The organism is Ruegeria sp. BC8 (assembly GCF_056535705.1).
Genome location: NZ_JBQFIV010000001.1, coordinates 1704787 through 1719824 on the forward strand (window position 1 = coordinate 1704787; position 15038 = coordinate 1719824).

At 62.2% G+C, this 15038-nt stretch carries 17 protein-coding genes; 12 read left to right on the top strand and 5 right to left on the bottom strand.

Annotation, left to right across the window (positions count from 1 at the left end; all coding sequences use genetic code 11):
* Positions 1–98: 98 nt before the first annotated feature.
* The 5 genes from ACR3EK_RS08615 (at position 99) to ACR3EK_RS08635 (ending at position 5256) form a co-directional block, all read left to right on the top strand.
* A complete protein-coding gene (locus ACR3EK_RS08615; protein WP_480633164.1) occupies positions 99–776 on the top strand; it encodes an orotate phosphoribosyltransferase in 678 nt (225 codons plus the stop codon).
* 201 nt (positions 777–977) lie between these two features.
* Complete coding sequence (locus tag ACR3EK_RS08620) at positions 978–2468, top strand: replicative DNA helicase (RefSeq protein WP_480633165.1); 1491 nt, start codon at positions 978–980, stop codon at positions 2466–2468.
* Between the two features lie 231 nt (positions 2469–2699).
* Positions 2700–3734 (top strand): alanine racemase, encoded by a 1035-nt coding sequence (alr, locus tag ACR3EK_RS08625; protein WP_480633166.1) that lies wholly within the window; start codon positions 2700–2702, stop codon positions 3732–3734.
* Complete coding sequence (locus ACR3EK_RS08630; protein WP_170338351.1) at positions 3731–4513, top strand: MlaE family ABC transporter permease; 783 nt, start codon at positions 3731–3733, stop codon at positions 4511–4513. Before alr ends, ACR3EK_RS08630 begins: the two co-directional genes overlap by 4 nt.
* Positions 4510–5256, top strand: a complete 747-nt coding sequence (locus ACR3EK_RS08635) for an ABC transporter ATP-binding protein (protein WP_170338853.1) — start codon at positions 4510–4512, stop codon at positions 5254–5256. The genes ACR3EK_RS08630 and ACR3EK_RS08635 overlap by 4 nt, the downstream gene beginning before the upstream one ends.
* 2 nt (positions 5257–5258) lie before the next feature.
* Here ACR3EK_RS08635 and ACR3EK_RS08640 read toward each other — a convergent pair whose 3' ends face one another.
* A complete protein-coding gene (locus tag ACR3EK_RS08640; protein ID WP_170338851.1) occupies positions 5259–5681 on the bottom strand; it encodes an acyl-CoA thioesterase in 423 nt (140 codons plus the stop codon).
* Between the two features lie 106 nt (positions 5682–5787).
* Between ACR3EK_RS08640 and ACR3EK_RS08645 the strand changes: the two genes are divergently transcribed.
* The 7 genes from ACR3EK_RS08645 to ACR3EK_RS08675 all read left to right on the top strand — a co-directional run bounded on the left by ACR3EK_RS08645 (position 5788) and on the right by ACR3EK_RS08675 (position 12361).
* On the top strand, positions 5788–6240 hold the full coding sequence (locus ACR3EK_RS08645; RefSeq protein ID WP_480633167.1) for a paraquat-inducible protein A: 453 nt from the start codon (positions 5788–5790) through the stop codon (positions 6238–6240).
* Positions 6241–6389: 149 nt separating this feature from the next.
* Positions 6390–7172, top strand: a complete 783-nt coding sequence (locus tag ACR3EK_RS08650) for a kinetochore Spc7 family protein (protein WP_170372443.1) — start codon at positions 6390–6392, stop codon at positions 7170–7172.
* 133 nt (positions 7173–7305) lie between these two features.
* Positions 7306–8670, top strand: coding sequence for a DNA repair protein RadA (gene radA, locus ACR3EK_RS08655; protein WP_480633168.1), 1365 nt, complete (start codon positions 7306–7308; stop codon positions 8668–8670).
* A gap of 40 nt (positions 8671–8710) precedes the next feature.
* On the top strand, positions 8711–9280 hold the full coding sequence (locus tag ACR3EK_RS08660) for a CvpA family protein (protein ID WP_093962256.1): 570 nt from the start codon (positions 8711–8713) through the stop codon (positions 9278–9280).
* 497 nt (positions 9281–9777) lie between these two features.
* Positions 9778–11238: an amidophosphoribosyltransferase gene (gene purF / locus ACR3EK_RS08665; RefSeq protein WP_093962976.1), complete on the top strand. Its 1461-nt coding sequence runs from the start codon at positions 9778–9780 to the stop codon at positions 11236–11238.
* A gap of 184 nt (positions 11239–11422) precedes the next feature.
* The gene (locus ACR3EK_RS08670; protein ID WP_480633169.1) at positions 11423–11671 is read left to right on the top strand and encodes a hypothetical protein; all 249 of its coding nucleotides are present in this window, start codon (positions 11423–11425) and stop codon (positions 11669–11671) included.
* Between the two features lie 42 nt (positions 11672–11713).
* Positions 11714–12361 carry an SDR family NAD(P)-dependent oxidoreductase gene (locus tag ACR3EK_RS08675; RefSeq protein WP_480633170.1) on the top strand — a complete coding sequence of 216 codons (648 nt, stop codon included), beginning with the start codon at positions 11714–11716 and terminating at the stop codon, positions 12359–12361.
* 57 nt (positions 12362–12418) lie between these two features.
* Here the strand turns inward: ACR3EK_RS08675 and ACR3EK_RS08680 are convergent, their stop codons facing one another.
* From ACR3EK_RS08680 to ACR3EK_RS08695, 4 genes are all read right to left on the bottom strand, one after another.
* On the bottom strand, positions 12419–13261 hold the full coding sequence (locus ACR3EK_RS08680; RefSeq protein ID WP_480633171.1) for an ATP-binding protein: 843 nt from the start codon (positions 13259–13261) through the stop codon (positions 12419–12421).
* A 115-nt stretch (positions 13262–13376) separates the two neighbouring features.
* Positions 13377–14258 carry a twin-arginine translocase subunit TatC gene (tatC, locus tag ACR3EK_RS08685; RefSeq protein WP_480633172.1) on the bottom strand — a complete coding sequence of 294 codons (882 nt, stop codon included), beginning with the start codon at positions 14256–14258 and terminating at the stop codon, positions 13377–13379.
* On the bottom strand, positions 14255–14713 hold the full coding sequence (gene tatB / locus ACR3EK_RS08690) for a Sec-independent protein translocase protein TatB (protein WP_170358981.1): 459 nt from the start codon (positions 14711–14713) through the stop codon (positions 14255–14257). Before tatB ends, tatC begins: the two co-directional genes overlap by 4 nt.
* Before the next feature lie 6 nt (positions 14714–14719).
* Positions 14720–14935, bottom strand: coding sequence for a twin-arginine translocase TatA/TatE family subunit (locus ACR3EK_RS08695; RefSeq protein WP_170338833.1), 216 nt, complete (start codon positions 14933–14935; stop codon positions 14720–14722).
* Positions 14936–15038 lie beyond the last annotated feature (103 nt).

Below are 15038 nucleotides of genomic sequence, written 5' to 3' on the forward strand. Positions count from 1 at the left end.
TTGGGAGGTCCGCTTTTCTTTTGCGCCAACCCCTCTCGACATCGGGCCGGTCGGCAGGCTATCAGCCCGCAACGTCATTTCAGCGCCGAGGTCCCGCCATGATCCCCAGTTCCTTTCCCGACAGCACGGAAATCGCCCGCCTGACCGCGCGGATGCTGCTGGAGATCAAGGCGGTGCATTTCAACGCGCGCGAGCCGTTCACGCTGGCCAGTGGCCTGCCCAGCCCCACCTATATCGATTGCCGCAGGCTGATCTCGTACCCGCGCATCCGGTCGACCCTTATGGACTTCCTGACGGTCACCATCATGCGGAATGCCGGGTTCGAAGCCTTCGACAACATCGCCGGTGGTGAGACCGCGGGCATCCCCTTCGCCGCGATGGTGGCCGAGCGCATGGCCCTGCCGATGACCTATGTGCGCAAGAAGCCCAAGGGCTATGGCCGCAACGCCCGGATCGAAGGGGCCATGACCGAAGGCCAGCGCGTGCTGCTGGTCGAGGACCTGACCACCGACGGCGGCTCAAAACTGTCCTTCGTGGACGCAATCCGCGAAACCGGCGCCACCTGTGGGCATACGGCGGTGATCTTCTATTATGGCATCTTCCCAGAAACCGAAAAGACGCTGGGCGATCACGGTGTGCAACTGCACCACCTGTGCACCTGGTGGGACGTTCTGGCCGAGGCCAAGGCACAGGGCACGTTCGACGCCGAAACGCTGGACGGGGTCGAAGCCTTCCTGAACGACCCGCGCGGCTGGCAGGACGCCAACAAGAGCTGACTGTTGAGCCATTGTTGCCGGCCAGGAAACACTGGCCGTCAGCCTTGCTACCTATCCACAAGATGTTGACGAATGACCGATCCCTGCGGCAAGATGCAGGAGCGGAAGATATGCACAGCATATCCCCAGAAAACATACAATTTGCCCCGACTCACGGGGCCGCGATATGACCTTTGTCCCATGGGGACAGCGAGAGCAGCAATGAACGAGATCAGCAGTATCGAGCAGGCAGCGGCGCAGATTCAGAACGCCGAGACCATGCCGCATTCCATCGAGGCCGAACAGCAGCTTCTGGGCGCGATCCTGACCAACAACGACCTGTATGACCGGGTCGCCTCGATCATCGGGCCCGAGCATTTCTATGACCCGGTCCATGCCCGCATCTATGAGGTCGCCGCCGCGCGCATCGCCAAGAACGCGCTGGCATCGCCGGTGACGCTGAAATCCTTCATGGCCGAGGACGAGGGTTTGAAGGAACTCGGCGGCCCGGCCTATCTGGTCAAGCTGGCCGGGGCCTCGATCAGCGCCTTCGCCGTGCATGACTATGCCCAGATGATCTATGATCTGGCGATCCGGCGCGAACTGATCCGGCTTGGTCGCGACATCTCGGACAAGGCCGCGCGGGTCGAAGTGGCCAGTGAGCCCAAGGAACAGATCGTCGAGGCCGAGCAGAAGCTCTACAAGCTGTCCGAACAGGGCCAGACCGAACAGGGGTTCAAATCCTTCCTCAAGGCCGTGACCGAGGCGGTGAATGTCACCAACGAGGCCTATCAGCGCGGCGGCGGCATGGCCGGGATTTCGACCGGGCTGGCCGATCTGGACAAACAGCTGGGCGGGTTGCACCCGTCGGACCTGATCATCCTTGCCGGGCGTCCGTCGATGGGTAAGACCTCGCTGGCGACCAACATCGCGTTCAACGTGGCCAAAGCCTATAAGCGGGGTCAGCGCGCCGATGGCACCGAGGGTGCGGTGGACGGCGGCGTCGTCGGTTTCTTCTCGCTGGAAATGAGCGCCGAGCAGCTGGCCGGACGGGTTCTGGCCGAGGCGTCCGAAATCTCCAGCCACAAGATCCGTCAAGGCGACATGACTGAGGACGAGTTCCGCCGTTTCGTCGATGCGGCCAAAGCGCTGGAAGCCTGTCCGCTTTACATCGACGACACACCGGCTCTACCGATCTCACAATTGGCGGCCCGGGCGCGGCGGCTCAAGCGGACGCATGGGCTGGACCTGCTGGTCATCGACTATCTGCAGCTGTGCCGCGGCATGTCCGACAACCGCGTGAACGAGATCGCCGAGATCTCGATGGGCATGAAGGCCATCGCGAAAGAGCTGAATATTCCCGTCATCGCCCTGTCGCAGTTGTCGCGTCAGGTGGAAAACCGCGACGATAAGCGCCCGCAGCTGTCCGACCTGCGCGAATCCGGCTCGATCGAGCAGGACGCCGACGTGGTGATGTTCGTGTTCCGCGAGGAATACTACAAAGAGCGCGAAAAGCCCGGCGATCACGAGCTGGAGAAGATGGAAGAGTGGAAGCAGGCGATGGAGCGCCTGCACGGCAAGGCCGAAGTCATCGTCGGCAAGCAGCGCCACGGCCCCATCGGCACGGTCGAACTGTCCTTCGAGGCGCAGTTCACCCGATTTGGCAACCTTGTCAAACCCTGGCAGCAGGGTGGCCAGATCGAAGGCTACTAAGCCCATCAGGCCCGAATCCATGTGCCGCGGCCCAATGCGCCGGATGAACGATCTGGATCAGCCAACGGTTTTGGCCCGGATAGGCGGACAATGCTGGCAGGCTGTCTTGCCCGCGTTCAAGCCCGCACGGACCTGCGCAACCCGGCTACAAGCCGCCCATGGCAAGGACTTTACGCGCGTTTGCAGCGCATTCCCCCTTGACCTCGTGCGGCGCAATGTCATGAACGGGTCATGAGTACTGCACGTTTGACGATCAACCTTCATGCGCTGGCCAGTAACTGGCGGGCGCTGGACGCAAAAACCGATGTCGAGACCGGAGCCGTGGTCAAGGCCGACGCCTATGGTCTGGGCGCCGGACCAGTTGCCAACACGCTGGCCGAAGAAGGCGTCCGCAAGTTCTTTGTCGCCGTTGCCGAGGAAGGTGCAGCCGTCCGTCAGGCGATTGGCCCCGGCCCGCTGATCTGCGTCTTTTCAGGCCATATGGAGGGCGACGCCGACCTGTTGCGCGATCACGACCTTGTGCCGCTGATCAACTCGCCCGAGCAATTCCAACGCCACCTGCAGGCGCTGCCGGTCCATCCGTTCGGGATTCAGTTGGACAGTGGCATGAACCGCCTCGGGCTGGAGCCTTCCGACTGGGCCGCTCTGCGCAGCCGGACCGAGGCGCTGAACCCTGTCGTGGTCATGTCGCACCTAGCCTGTTCGGACGAACCGGACCATCCCATGAACCGGCAACAGCTGAAAACCTTCCGCGAGATGACCGATGGCGTATCGGCTCCGCGTTCGTTGGCGGCCACCGGTGGCCTGCTGCTGGGGCCGGAATTCCACTTTGATTTCTGTCGGCCCGGCATCGGCCTGTATGGCGGCTTGCCCTTTGCGGGCGCCAAACCTGTGGTCACCGTCGATCTGCCGGTGATACAAGTGCGCGACCTGGCAGTCGGAGAAACCGTCGGCTACGGCAACACGTGGAAGGCCCGGCGCCCCTCGCGGATCGCAACCGTGGCCGCGGGCTATGCCGACGGACTGCATCGCGCCATCGGTGGCGGCATCGACACGTTTGCCGGCGACCTGCCCTGCCCCGTCGTCGGACGCATCTCGATGGATCTGATCACCGTCGACGTGACCGACCTGCCGCACACGCCCGAACGTCTGCGCATTCTGAACGGCCATCAGACGGTGGACGACCTGGCCGAGGCCGCGGGCACCATCGGGTACGAGATCCTGACCTCACTCGGCAGCCGCTATTCGCGGGGCTATGTCGAATGAATCCACTCGCATGGCTTGGCGAACTGGGCCGCGCGGTCCTGAACCTGCTGGCGGCGTTCGGCCGCGTGGCGCTGTTTGCATTGGATGCTCTGTCACACATCTTTCGACCGCCGTTCTACCCGCGTGAACTGGGCATGGCTCTGCTGAACATCGGCTGGCTGTCGCTGCCGGTCGTAGGCCTGACGACCATATTCACCGGCGGCGCGCTGGCGCTTCAGATCTACGCCGGCGGCGCGCGTTTCAACGCCGAAGCCGTCGTGCCCCAGATCGTGGCCATCGGCATGGTCCGCGAGTTGGGTCCTGTCATGGTCGGCCTGATGATTGCGGCGCGCGTCACCTCGTCGATCGCCGCCGAGATCGCCACAATGAAGGTGACCGAGCAGATCGACGCCCTGGTCACCCTGTCGACCCACCCGATGAAATACCTGGCGGCCCCGCGCGTTCTGGCCGCATTGATCACCGTCCCTGTTCTGGTTGCCGTGGGCGACATCATCGGCATCGCGGGCGGCTACGCCGTGGCGACGCAGAACCTCGGCTTCAACCCGGCAGCCTATCTGAAAAACACGGTCGATTTCCTCGAGCCGCTCGACATCCTGTCCTCGCTGGTCAAAGGAGCGGCGTTCGGCATGATCGCGGCCATCATGGGCTGCTATTTCGGCATGCATTCGGGGCGCGGCGCGCAAGGCGTGGGCCGCGCAACCAAGGGCTCGGTCGAGGCCGCCGCTGTCCTGATCCTTGCCGCCAACTTCGTTCTTACAGGGGTGTTCTTCTCGCTATGATCCGGATGGAGAACGTACACAAGGCCTTCGGCGACAACCACGTGCTCAGGGGCATGAACCTCGAGATTGCCAAAGGCACGTCCATGGTGATCATCGGTGGCTCGGGCACCGGAAAATCCGTGGCGCTGAAATGCATCCTTGGTCTGATCAAACCCGACAGCGGCAAGATTTTTGTCGATGGGCAGGACGCCCAGACCGGTGACCGAGACGCCTTTCTGGCCAGGTTCGGGATGCTGTTTCAAGGCGCGGCCCTGTTTGACTCGTTGCCCGTCTGGCAGAACGTGGCCTTCCGCCTGCTGCGCGGCTCGTTGAAACGACCGACGGACGAGGCACGTGAAATCGCGATAGAAAAACTGCGCCGCGTGGGCCTGCGCGCCAAGGTGGCAGATCTCTACCCGTCCGAACTGTCGGGCGGCATGCAGAAACGTGTAGGTCTGGCCCGCGCCATCGCCGCCGAACCCGAGATCATTTTCTTCGACGAACCCACTACGGGGCTGGACCCGATCATGTCGGGCGTCATCAATGACCTGATCCGCGAGATCGTGACCGAAATGGGCGCCACCGCAATGACCATCACGCACGACATGAGCTCGGTCCGCGCGATTGCCGACAACGTGGCGATGCTGCATGACGGGGTGATCCAGTGGACCGGACCGGTCAGCCAGATGGATTCCTCGGGCGATCCTTATGTCGAACAGTTCATCAGTGGGAGTGCGGAAGGGCCGATTGAGGCGGTGCGGTAGGTCTATTCTACATCCATCCACAGTTTCGCTTTTTCTGAAACATCACCGGGCAACACCTCAGCCCGGCGTGTTTCCAAGTTCAGCAAAACACATTTAAACACAGCGGTGAAAGCCGTTTCACCGTCCGCTACTTTTCTAAGCGTGTGGCGGAAAGTCATGGATTTCTTTCCAATTTCCAGAATTTCGCTCTCCATTTGGATCGCTTCGCCCGAACCAAGTTCCTGCCGGAAGTCGCTGTTGATATTCACCACTGCGAAGGAAAGCCGCCTACCGCTCCGCATATCGTCTGCCGTCAAACCCATTTCTGCCTGCATGGCGAAAACGGAATCTGAACATGCTGCAAAATACCTGGATACATTCATGTGCCCAAGGAAATCGCAATCGGAAGGATCAACAACCGACTTGAACGCCAAATAGGCGGGCATAGAAATTATCTCCTTGCCGAATGACTTTACATGACTTCACTTGTACACGTTATCACATCATTCAGTCGAAGAAAGCGTCGTCCATAAACCCTACGATTTAAGCATAATGACCCTCCGCCTCGCCACCCTCTCGCTCCTGATCCTCTACCCTATCGCGTGGTTCGCCCCGCTGATGCGCGCGGGCCTGCTGCCGATCTTCGGCCTCAGCGAGATCAGCGTCATCACCGGCCTCCAGTCCTTGTGGAAATCCGACATCTTCCTCGCGCTGGTCGTCACCGTCTTTGCCCTGTTCGCCCCGTACGTCAAAACCATCGGCACCGCGCTGGTCCAATGGGACCTGCTGGACCCGCGTGTCCAACCCGCGCTGAACATCATGGGCAAGCTCGCCATGGCCGATATCTTCCTCATCGCGCTCTACATCACGTTGGCCAAGGGCATCTCATACGCAACGATCGAAACAGCGTGGGGCCTGTACCTTTTCACCGGCTGCATCCTTGCGTCGATCGCGCTGGGATACGTTACCGAAGTGAAACTTGGTTCACGAAACCTCCGGACCTGATTGATTGAAAACGCATTTCTGGCTATGATGGCCAGTATTCGAGCAGCCAAGTCATTTTTGTTTCAGGGTCCGACGCGGACCGTCTTGCACGTTTGATGGATACTCCGCCCGGGCCCGGTTTTGCCGGTTTCCAAAGGAGTAGGACTGCCATGGCCGCCCTCCATTCGATTTCAATTCATTTCCAGAACGTATTCCTGCGACTGACTTTTTTCCTGATCTGCGCCGCCGCTCTGTTTGCCGTATCCGCCACCCTGCTTGCCGCCGTGAATGTCTGGCCTTGGCTGACGATGCAGGCTGGATTGGGCGGTCAGGACATTCCGAACGCCGGCGTCTACATCCAGATCGGCCTGACCGCTCTGGTTCTGATGCTCGCCTTCTACCTGCCCTCCAGCGCGCGCATGATGGCGTTGGAAAACGCGCATCGGAAGTTCTCGCTGCAAATGCAGGACGTGGTCGATGCCTACCAGATCGCCCATGCGGCTGACCGCAGCGGCGTGTTCGCGCTGGCCTCGGAATTTGACGCGGTCAAGGAGCGCATGGCCTTCCTGCGCGATCACCCCGACCTGCAATCGCTGGAGCCCGAGATCCTTGAACTGGCCGCGCAGATGAGCCAGGTCAGCCACGAACTGGCCGAAACCTACGGCGCGGCCAAAGTCGCCCGAGCGCGGGCGTTCCTGCAACAGCGGCAGGAAGAGGTCGAACTGTTCCAGCAAAGGATCGAAGACGCCCAGACCATACAGCATGAATTGCGCCAATGGACCCGCGACATCGAGATCGAGGAGTCCATCGCCAAGGCGCAACTGGCCCGCCTGCGCGAAGAATTGTTCGAGCTTTTGCCCGAGCTTTCCGCCCAGTTGCAGACACCGCCGGACGACAGCGACCCGACCGCGTCGAGCGTCATCGCCATGCCCCCGCCCCGCGCCGCCGAATAGCCACTCACTCACCAGGTGCGCCAGCACCCGCCGCGAAGGATGGCCCGCCCGGGCCTGACGCCGCGGCCCGTCAGTCCGGATTGAACACCGGAAGGGCTTGAAGAACCGCGCAAGCTCGGGCACGAATTGCGCCATGGCAAAGACGACGACTTTCACCTGCTCGGCCTGTGGCGCCTCGCATTCCCGCTGGTCCGGCCGCTGCGATGGCTGTGGCGAGTGGAACACCATAGTTCAAGAGGCCCCGTTGTCGGCGGGCCCAGCCAAGAAATCTCTGGGCGGCAAACGCGGCCAGGCCGTCACCTTGACTGACCTCTCCACCGAGGAGGCCCCGCCGCCCCGCACAGTCTGCGGTGTCGAAGAACTGGACCGTGTCCTGGGCGGCGGGCTGGTCCCGGCCTCGGCCCTGCTGGTGGGCGGCGATCCGGGCATCGGCAAATCCACCCTGCTGTTGCAGGCCGCCGCGCGCTTTGCCCGGTCGGGGCTAAAAACCATCTATGTCTCGGGCGAGGAAGCCAGTGCGCAAGTTCGCATGCGCGCGCGCCGTCTGGGGCTCGAGGACGCGCCGGTTCAACTGGCGACCGAGACCAACCTTCGCGACATTCTCACCACGCTCGAGGCCGAGAAACCCGGCCTTGCCATCATCGACTCGATCCAGACAATGTGGGCTGACAATGTCGATAGCGCACCGGGATCAGTCAGTCAGGTCCGCGCCGCCGCGCACGAGCTGACCAGCTTTGCCAAGCGCCACGGCGTGTCCATCATCATGGTCGGCCATGTCACCAAGGAAGGCCAGATCGCCGGCCCCCGCGTGGTCGAACACATGGTCGATACCGTCCTCTATTTCGAGGGCGAGCGCGGCCACCAATTCCGCATCCTGCGCGCGGTCAAGAACCGCTTTGGCCCCGCCGACGAGATCGGCGTGTTCGAGATGACGGGCAAGGGTCTGGCACAGGTCACCAACCCCTCGGCCCTGTTTCTGTCGGAACGCGGCACACCCACCCCCGGCTCGGCCGTTTTCGCAGGCATCGAGGGCACCCGGCCGGTTCTGGTCGAACTGCAGGCGCTGGTCGCGCCCTCGCCCCATTCACAGCCCCGCCGCACGGTCGTCGGCTGGGACAGCGGACGGCTTGCGATGATCCTCGCCGTGCTCGAAGCGCGCTGCGGCATCCCCTTTGCGGGGCTCGACGTCTATCTGAACGTGGCCGGGGGCCTGAAGATCAGCGAGCCCGCGGCCGACCTTGCCGTGGCTGCCGCCCTGCTGAGCGCGCGCGAGGACACCGCCCTGCCCGCCGACACCGTGGTTTTCGGAGAAATCTCGCTATCCGGGGCACTTAGACCAGCGCCGCAGACCGAAAACAGGTTGAAAGAAGCGCAAAAACTTGGTTTCACAGCAGCAATTGCTCCGGCAGGCGGCAAAACCGGTACTGTGGCAGGTCTGACACTCACCCGACCCTCTGATTTGGTCGGGTTTGTTGGCGAAACCTTCGGAGCAGGTTAAAGTCGCGCCTCGAGGGGCAGAAAAAGAACAGGCGAGGGCCATGGAAGGTTTTACAATAATTGACGGGCTCGTTGCCCTGATCATCGTGCTGTCGGGGATTCTGGCCTATTCGCGCGGCTTCATGCGCGAGGTCATGGCCATTGCAGGTTGGGTCGCCGCCGCAGTTCTGGCCTTCATCTTTGCACCGCAAGCCGTGCCGCTGGTCAAGGAAATCCCTGTGGTCGGAGACTTCTTGCGTGACAGCTGCGAATTGTCGGTGATTACGGGCTTTGCCGCGGTGTTTGCCATTGCGCTGATCGTGGTCAGCATCTTCACTCCGTTGTTCTCGTCCTTGGTACAGCGCTCGGCACTGGGTGGGCTGGATCAGGCGCTGGGTTTCTTCTTCGGCATTGCCCGCGGCATTCTGCTGGTTGCCATCGCCTTCTTTGTCTACGACACCGTGATGACCGGCCAGTCCTACACGATCGTCGACGAAAGCCGCTCGGCTAAGGTGTTTGAGCAGTTCAGCGACAGGATCGAAGAGCAGAACCCCGAGGCCGCCCTGGGTTGGGTGACCACCCAGTACGAAGAGCTCGTTGCATCCTGCACCGCGGATTCGCAGGGCCAGTAACAGCCGCCAGCCAAGCAAAACGAACCAGCCCGGCTGCCAGCCGGGCTTTTCTTTTGTCAGAGGGTCAGACGAACCCTTCGCCCCCACAAACCGAGCAGCGGTTGGTTTTCAGGCCAAAGCATCCGTCACACCGGCTGAACTGGGGCTTGCCCAATTGATCTCGGCCCTTCAGGACTTCGCCCTTGCCGTTGCATATCTGGCAAGGTGCACGTCCCATTCCGCGGCATCGATGGCACCGGCGTTTGTCGTGCTCTTCCTTTTTCTGGCCCGGTCGTCCCTGCCACATACCTGTTTTGCCCTCGGTCAAATGCTGCCGGCAACTTTCCACGCAGCGCGTTCAAAACACGGGAAACACTCATGTTCGCGGCCCCATCAAACCAGAAACCCGGCCTGCGGCAAAACGAATTATGATCCTTTGGTGACATGGGGGGCATTAGGCTTTATGTGAGGGCCAACTCGCCATGGAATCGGAGCTGCCTGTCTTGCATAGCCCGCAGATGCCCCCCGCCCACCCGTTCGATGATGACAAGCTCCGCGAGGAATGCGGGATTTTCGGGGTCGTCGGCGTCAAGGATGCCGCCAATTTCGTTGCTCTTGGTCTGCATGCCCTGCAGCACCGCGGGCAGGAAGCCGGCGGGATCGTCACCCATGATCCCGAACTCGGTTTCAACTCGGCCCGTCGATTTGGCTATGTGCGCGACAATTTCACCTCGTCCGACGTGATGGAAAGCCTGCCCGGACCGATCGGGATCGGCCATGTGCGCTATTCCACGGCCGGGTCCAAGGGCCAAACCGCCATCCGTGACGTCCAGCCGTTTTTTGGCGAGTTTTCGATGGGCGGCGCCGCGATTGCGCACAATGGCAACATCACGAACGCCAATGCCCTGCGGCGCGAGCTGATCGAGCGCGGCTCGATCTTCCAAAGTTCGTCCGACAGCGAATGCATCATCCACCTGATGGCCCGCTCGTTGCAGCGCAACATCCCCGAACGGATGGAAGACGCGCTGCGCCGGGTCGAGGGTGCCTTCTCGGTGGTCGCCATGACCCGCACGAAGCTGATCGGCGTCCGCGATCCTCTGGGTGTGCGCCCGCTGGTATTGGGCAAAATCGGCGATGGCTGGTGCCTGGCCTCGGAAACTTGTGCCCTGGACATCATCGGTGCCGAATTCCTGCGCGAGATCGAACCCGGCGAAATGGTTGTGATCAATGCCCAGAACGGTGTTGAGAGCCACTTCCCGTTCCGCCGGCAACCCAGCAAGTTCTGTATCTTCGAGCATGTCTACTTCTCGCGCCCAGACTCGATTCTGGGTGGACGCTCGGTCTATGAGACACGCGAAGCCATCGGGCGCGAACTGGCCAAGGAAAGCCCCGTCGAGGCGGATCTGGTCTGCCCCGTGCCCGACAGCGGCACGCCCGCGGCCATTGGCTACTCGCTGGAGTCGGGCATCCCCTATGCGATGGGGATCATCCGCAACCAATACATGGGCCGCACCTTCATCGAACCCACCGAACAGATCCGCAACATGGGCGTGCGGCTCAAGCTGAACGTGAACCGCGCCCTGATCGAGGGCAAGCGGGTGATACTGGTCGACGACTCGGTCGTGCGCGGCACGACCAGCCGCAAGATCAAGGAAATGATCCTGGATGCCGGCGCGAAAGAGGTGCATTTCCGCATCGCCTCGCCGCCCACGGCCTGGCCCTGTTTCTACGGCGTGGACACCCCACAGCGCGAAAAGCTGCTGGCCGCCACGATGACCGAGGAAGAAATGACCAAGCATCTGGCGGTCGACAGCCTCAAGTTCATCTCGCTGGACGGGCTGTACCGGGCGGTCGGCGAATCGCAGGGCCGCAGCAAGGACTGCCCGCAATACTGCGACGCATGCTTCTCGGGCGAGTATCCCGTCACTCCGGCGGACATGGTTGAACAAGGGTTCAAGATGCAACCGGCGGCCGAATAAGGCCGAAATTCAGAGACTTCGCAAAGGGGCCGCATGGCCCCTTTTTTCATGGTCCGGATCAGCGTGGCGAAACATGGCCGAAACCTGCTGCATCGGCTTTTCCTTCCCCTTTGGCTCTGCTAGCCAACCGGCTGCTCACTCACGCAATCACACGGAGGCCGGGCCACCGGGCCGGCCAGTTTACATGGCAAATCCCAGAGTCGACAGCGCGGCCACCCAAAAGGGCGCGCTCAGCAAGAATGGTACGACCGTCTTGGGCGTCTTTGGCCCGCAGAACGACATGCGCGCCCTGATGCGCTCATCGTCTGGACGGGTGAAAGAGGTCAAGACCGGCAGCCGTTTTGGTTCGGGCACGATCGTGGCCATCGACAAAGACGGCATCATGCTGCGACAAAGCGGCCAGACCCAGCGCATCGCCATCCCCGGAAGCTGATCCGGGCTTGACGGGCTGCGCGCTTGGGTTCAAACCCCGCGCATGACCGATCAGACCAAAATCGCACTTGTTACCGGCGCGTCGCGCGGCCTTGGTGCCGCTCTGGCCGAGGCGCTGGCGCCCGAGTATCACATCGTCGCCGTTGCCCGTACCACCGGCGGGCTGGAAGACCTGGATGACCGCATCAAGGCCAAAGGGGGCGCGGCCACCCTGGCCCCGATGGACATCGCCGACCCCAATGCCATGGCCTCGCTCTGCCGGGGCATCCATGACCGCTGGGGCAAGCTGGACCTGTGGCTGCATACGGCCATCCACACCGCACCGCTGACGCCCGCAAATTTCATCGACCCCAAGGATTGGCAAAAGTCCGTGGACGTGAACGCCTCGGCAACTTCGGTGCTGATCCCCTATGTCGCGCCCTTGCTAGGTGAGGCTGGACAGGCTGTGTTCTTTGATGACCCCCGCGCGGGCGAGAAGTTCTGCGCCACCTATGGTGCAACCAAGGCCGCGCAGATCGCCATGGCGCGCAGCTGGGCCGCCGAAACCGTGCGCACCGGGCCGAAGGTTCATGTATTGCAGCCCCAGCCGATGGCCACAGCCCTGCGCGCGCGTTTCTTCCCCGGTGAGGACCGGTCGAAGCTGGCCAGCCCCTCGGACGAGGCAGCGCGCCTGCTGTCCATGCTGGACTGAGACCTTTCGGTCAGATCGACGGGAAAGATGTAGCGGCGCCCCAAGCGGGCGCCGTTTTCATTCGATGTGAACGCCCTTTCGGCCCGCCAGATCGACAAAGAACTGCCACGCCACGCGGCCCGAACGTGCGCCGCGCGTGGCTTGCCATTCGATCGCCTCGGCCCGCAGAACGTCGGCATCGACGCTGACGCCATAAGCCGCGCAATACCGGTCGATCATAGCAAGGTATTCGTCCTGATCGCAGGGGTGGAACCCCAGCCACAGGCCGAACCGGTCGGACAGCGAAACCTTTTCCTCGACCGCCTCGGACGGGTTGATCGCGCTCGAGCGTTCGTTCTCGATCATGTCGCGCGGCATCAGGTGGCGGCGGTTTGACGTGGCATAGAACACCACGTTTTCGGGCCGGCCCTCGATCCCGCCATCCAGCACGGCCTTCAGCGACTTGTAGTGCTGGTCGTCATGGCTGAACGACAGGTCATCGCAGAACAGGATGAACCGGTAAGGTGCGGCGCGCAGGTGGTTCAGCAGCCGCGCGACCGAGCCCATGTCCTCGCGCTGAAGTTCAACCAGCTTCAGGTCGGGAAACTCGGTCTGAAGGGTGCCGTGCACCGCCTTGACCAGGCTGGACTTGCCCATGCCGCGCGCACCCCACAGCAGCGCGTTGTTGGCCTTGTACCCGGCGGCGAAGCGGCGCGTGTTGTCCAGCAGCGTATCGCGCGACCGGTTGATGCCCACCAGTAGATCCAGATCGACGCGGTTGACATGGTGCACCGGCTCCAGCCGGTCGGGCCCGATGTGCCAGACAAAGGCGGGGGCGGTCGAGAAATCGGGCGCGGCCAACGGCGCCGGGACCATGCGCTCCAAGGCGTCGGCGATGCGGTTCAGGGCTTGGTCGTCCATGGGTCCTCCGAAGTCTTGCGGCCGATTTCAACCACGTTCACGGGCCGCCAACAAGACCCGCATGAAGAAAGGGCGCACCCGTCAAGGCACGCCCTTCCCCGTTTACTTGTCGGGTTTATTTGCCGTCTTCTGCGTCAAACTCGTCCATCATCGCATCATCGGCGGCTTCTTCATCGTCGTAATAGCCCTCCTCGCGCAGCTGTTCTTCACGCTTTCTCTCGACCCGGGCCACCAGGAAGATCGAAATCTCGTACAGGCCATAGACCACAACGAACAGGATGATCTGGGTGATCACGTCCGGCGGGGTCACGATGGCGGCCAGAACCAGAATGCCCACCACGGCATATTTGCGCACCGCGCCCAAACCTTCGGCGCTGACCAGCCCGGCCTTGCCCATCAGGGTCAACAGAACCGGCAGCTGGAAACACAGGCCAAAGGCCACGATGAACTTGATCGTCAGGTTCAGATATTCCTGCGCCGATCCCTGGAACACCACGCTCAGCGGCGCAGTGGCATCATCCGCCAAGGCCTCGCCCTCGGCCCCGAATTGCTGGAACCCAAGGAAGAAGTCATAGGCCAGCGGCGTGACCACGTAAAAGGCAAAGCTCGCGCCCAGCAGGAACATGAAGGGCGAGGCCAGCAGGAACGGCAGGAAGGCGTTCTTCTCGGACCGGTAGAGCCCCGGCGCCACGAACCGCCACATCTGCATACCGATATACGGAAAGGCCAGAATGAACCCACCCAAGAGCGAGACCTTGATCGCCACGAAGAAGCCCTCCTGCGGCGAAATGAAGATCAGGTCGCAGTCCTGTCCCCGCTCGGACAGAACATCGCACAGGGGCTGGGTCAGAAAGTTGAAGATCGGCGTGGCTACCGTGAAACAGATGATCATACCGATCAAAAATGCCACGACGCTGTGGATCAGCCGCGTGCGCAGCTCGGCCAGATGCTCGATCAGGGGGGCCGAGGTATCTTCGATCTCGTCGGTCTTGCTCATGTCTTGCCTTCGGTTCTCAGCGCGGCTTCGGCCTCTTCAGCCTTGGCCAGGGCCTCGGCGGCTTCTTTCGCTTTGCGCTCGGCAGCCGCACGGGCGGTTGAGGCCTGGATCTTCTTGGCCTGCTCGGCGCGCTCAGCGGCCAGTTTGCCGGTTTCGCTGTCGGGGTCGAACTTGGTCGGGTCCATGCTCTTGGCCATGTCCTGGGCCGCCTGCTTGACGCCGTCCATCGCACTGCCCACCGGGTTGGTGGCCGCGTCCAGTCCTTTCTTTATGTCATTCACGCCCGCCTGGTCGGCCGCCTCGTTCATGGCGCTTGAGAACTCGCGCGCCATGCCGCGGGCCTTGCCGACGAACCGTCCGACATTGCGGAACAGAACCGGCAGGTCCTTGGGCCCCACGACGATCAGGGCAACGATGCCGATGACAAGAAGCTCGGTCCAGCCCAGATCAAACATGGGCGATTAGACCTTGTCTTTGTCGGACTCGGGCGTGACATCCTTGGCCAGCTCGGACGCGTCCTGTTCGATCTCTTCGGTACCGTCCTTGACGCCTTTCTTGAATGCGGTGATGCCCTTGCCCACTTCACCCATCAACGAGCTGATCTTGCCGCGGCCGAACAGCACCAGCACCACGACGGCGATCAGCAGCAGGCCGGGAAGGCCGATATTGTTGAGCATGTCTCTTCTCCTTCTACGTCGGCGCGCCGCGCCGGGAATGTGATCTGGAAGCCTGTCTACGCCCACCGGGCAGCCGAAAAAAGTGACGCAAGTCAAATCCGCG

Bases quoted from the DNA above. Each gene is read 5' to 3' on its own strand.
- ACR3EK_RS08615 (WP_480633164.1), top strand. From the start codon at position 99: ATGATCCCCAGTTCCTTTCCCGACAGCACGGAAATCGCCCGCCTGACC.
- ACR3EK_RS08620 (WP_480633165.1), top strand. From the start codon at position 978: ATGAACGAGATCAGCAGTATCGAGCAGGCAGCGGCGCAGATTCAGAAC.
- alr (WP_480633166.1), top strand. From the start codon at position 2,700: ATGAGTACTGCACGTTTGACGATCAACCTTCATGCGCTGGCCAGTAAC.
- ACR3EK_RS08630 (WP_170338351.1), top strand. From the start codon at position 3,731: ATGAATCCACTCGCATGGCTTGGCGAACTGGGCCGCGCGGTCCTGAAC.
- ACR3EK_RS08635 (WP_170338853.1), top strand. From the start codon at position 4,510: ATGATCCGGATGGAGAACGTACACAAGGCCTTCGGCGACAACCACGTG.
- ACR3EK_RS08640 (WP_170338851.1), bottom strand. From the start codon at position 5,681: ATGCCCGCCTATTTGGCGTTCAAGTCGGTTGTTGATCCTTCCGATTGC.
- ACR3EK_RS08645 (WP_480633167.1), top strand. From the start codon at position 5,788: ATGACCCTCCGCCTCGCCACCCTCTCGCTCCTGATCCTCTACCCTATC.
- ACR3EK_RS08650 (WP_170372443.1), top strand. From the start codon at position 6,390: ATGGCCGCCCTCCATTCGATTTCAATTCATTTCCAGAACGTATTCCTG.
- radA (WP_480633168.1), top strand. From the start codon at position 7,306: ATGGCAAAGACGACGACTTTCACCTGCTCGGCCTGTGGCGCCTCGCAT.
- ACR3EK_RS08660 (WP_093962256.1), top strand. From the start codon at position 8,711: ATGGAAGGTTTTACAATAATTGACGGGCTCGTTGCCCTGATCATCGTG.
- purF (WP_093962976.1), top strand. From the start codon at position 9,778: ATGCCCCCCGCCCACCCGTTCGATGATGACAAGCTCCGCGAGGAATGC.
- ACR3EK_RS08670 (WP_480633169.1), top strand. From the start codon at position 11,423: ATGGCAAATCCCAGAGTCGACAGCGCGGCCACCCAAAAGGGCGCGCTC.
- ACR3EK_RS08675 (WP_480633170.1), top strand. From the start codon at position 11,714: ATGACCGATCAGACCAAAATCGCACTTGTTACCGGCGCGTCGCGCGGC.
- ACR3EK_RS08680 (WP_480633171.1), bottom strand. From the start codon at position 13,261: ATGGACGACCAAGCCCTGAACCGCATCGCCGACGCCTTGGAGCGCATG.
- tatC (WP_480633172.1), bottom strand. From the start codon at position 14,258: ATGAGCAAGACCGACGAGATCGAAGATACCTCGGCCCCCCTGATCGAG.
- tatB (WP_170358981.1), bottom strand. From the start codon at position 14,713: ATGTTTGATCTGGGCTGGACCGAGCTTCTTGTCATCGGCATCGTTGCC.
- ACR3EK_RS08695 (WP_170338833.1), bottom strand. From the start codon at position 14,935: ATGCTCAACAATATCGGCCTTCCCGGCCTGCTGCTGATCGCCGTCGTG.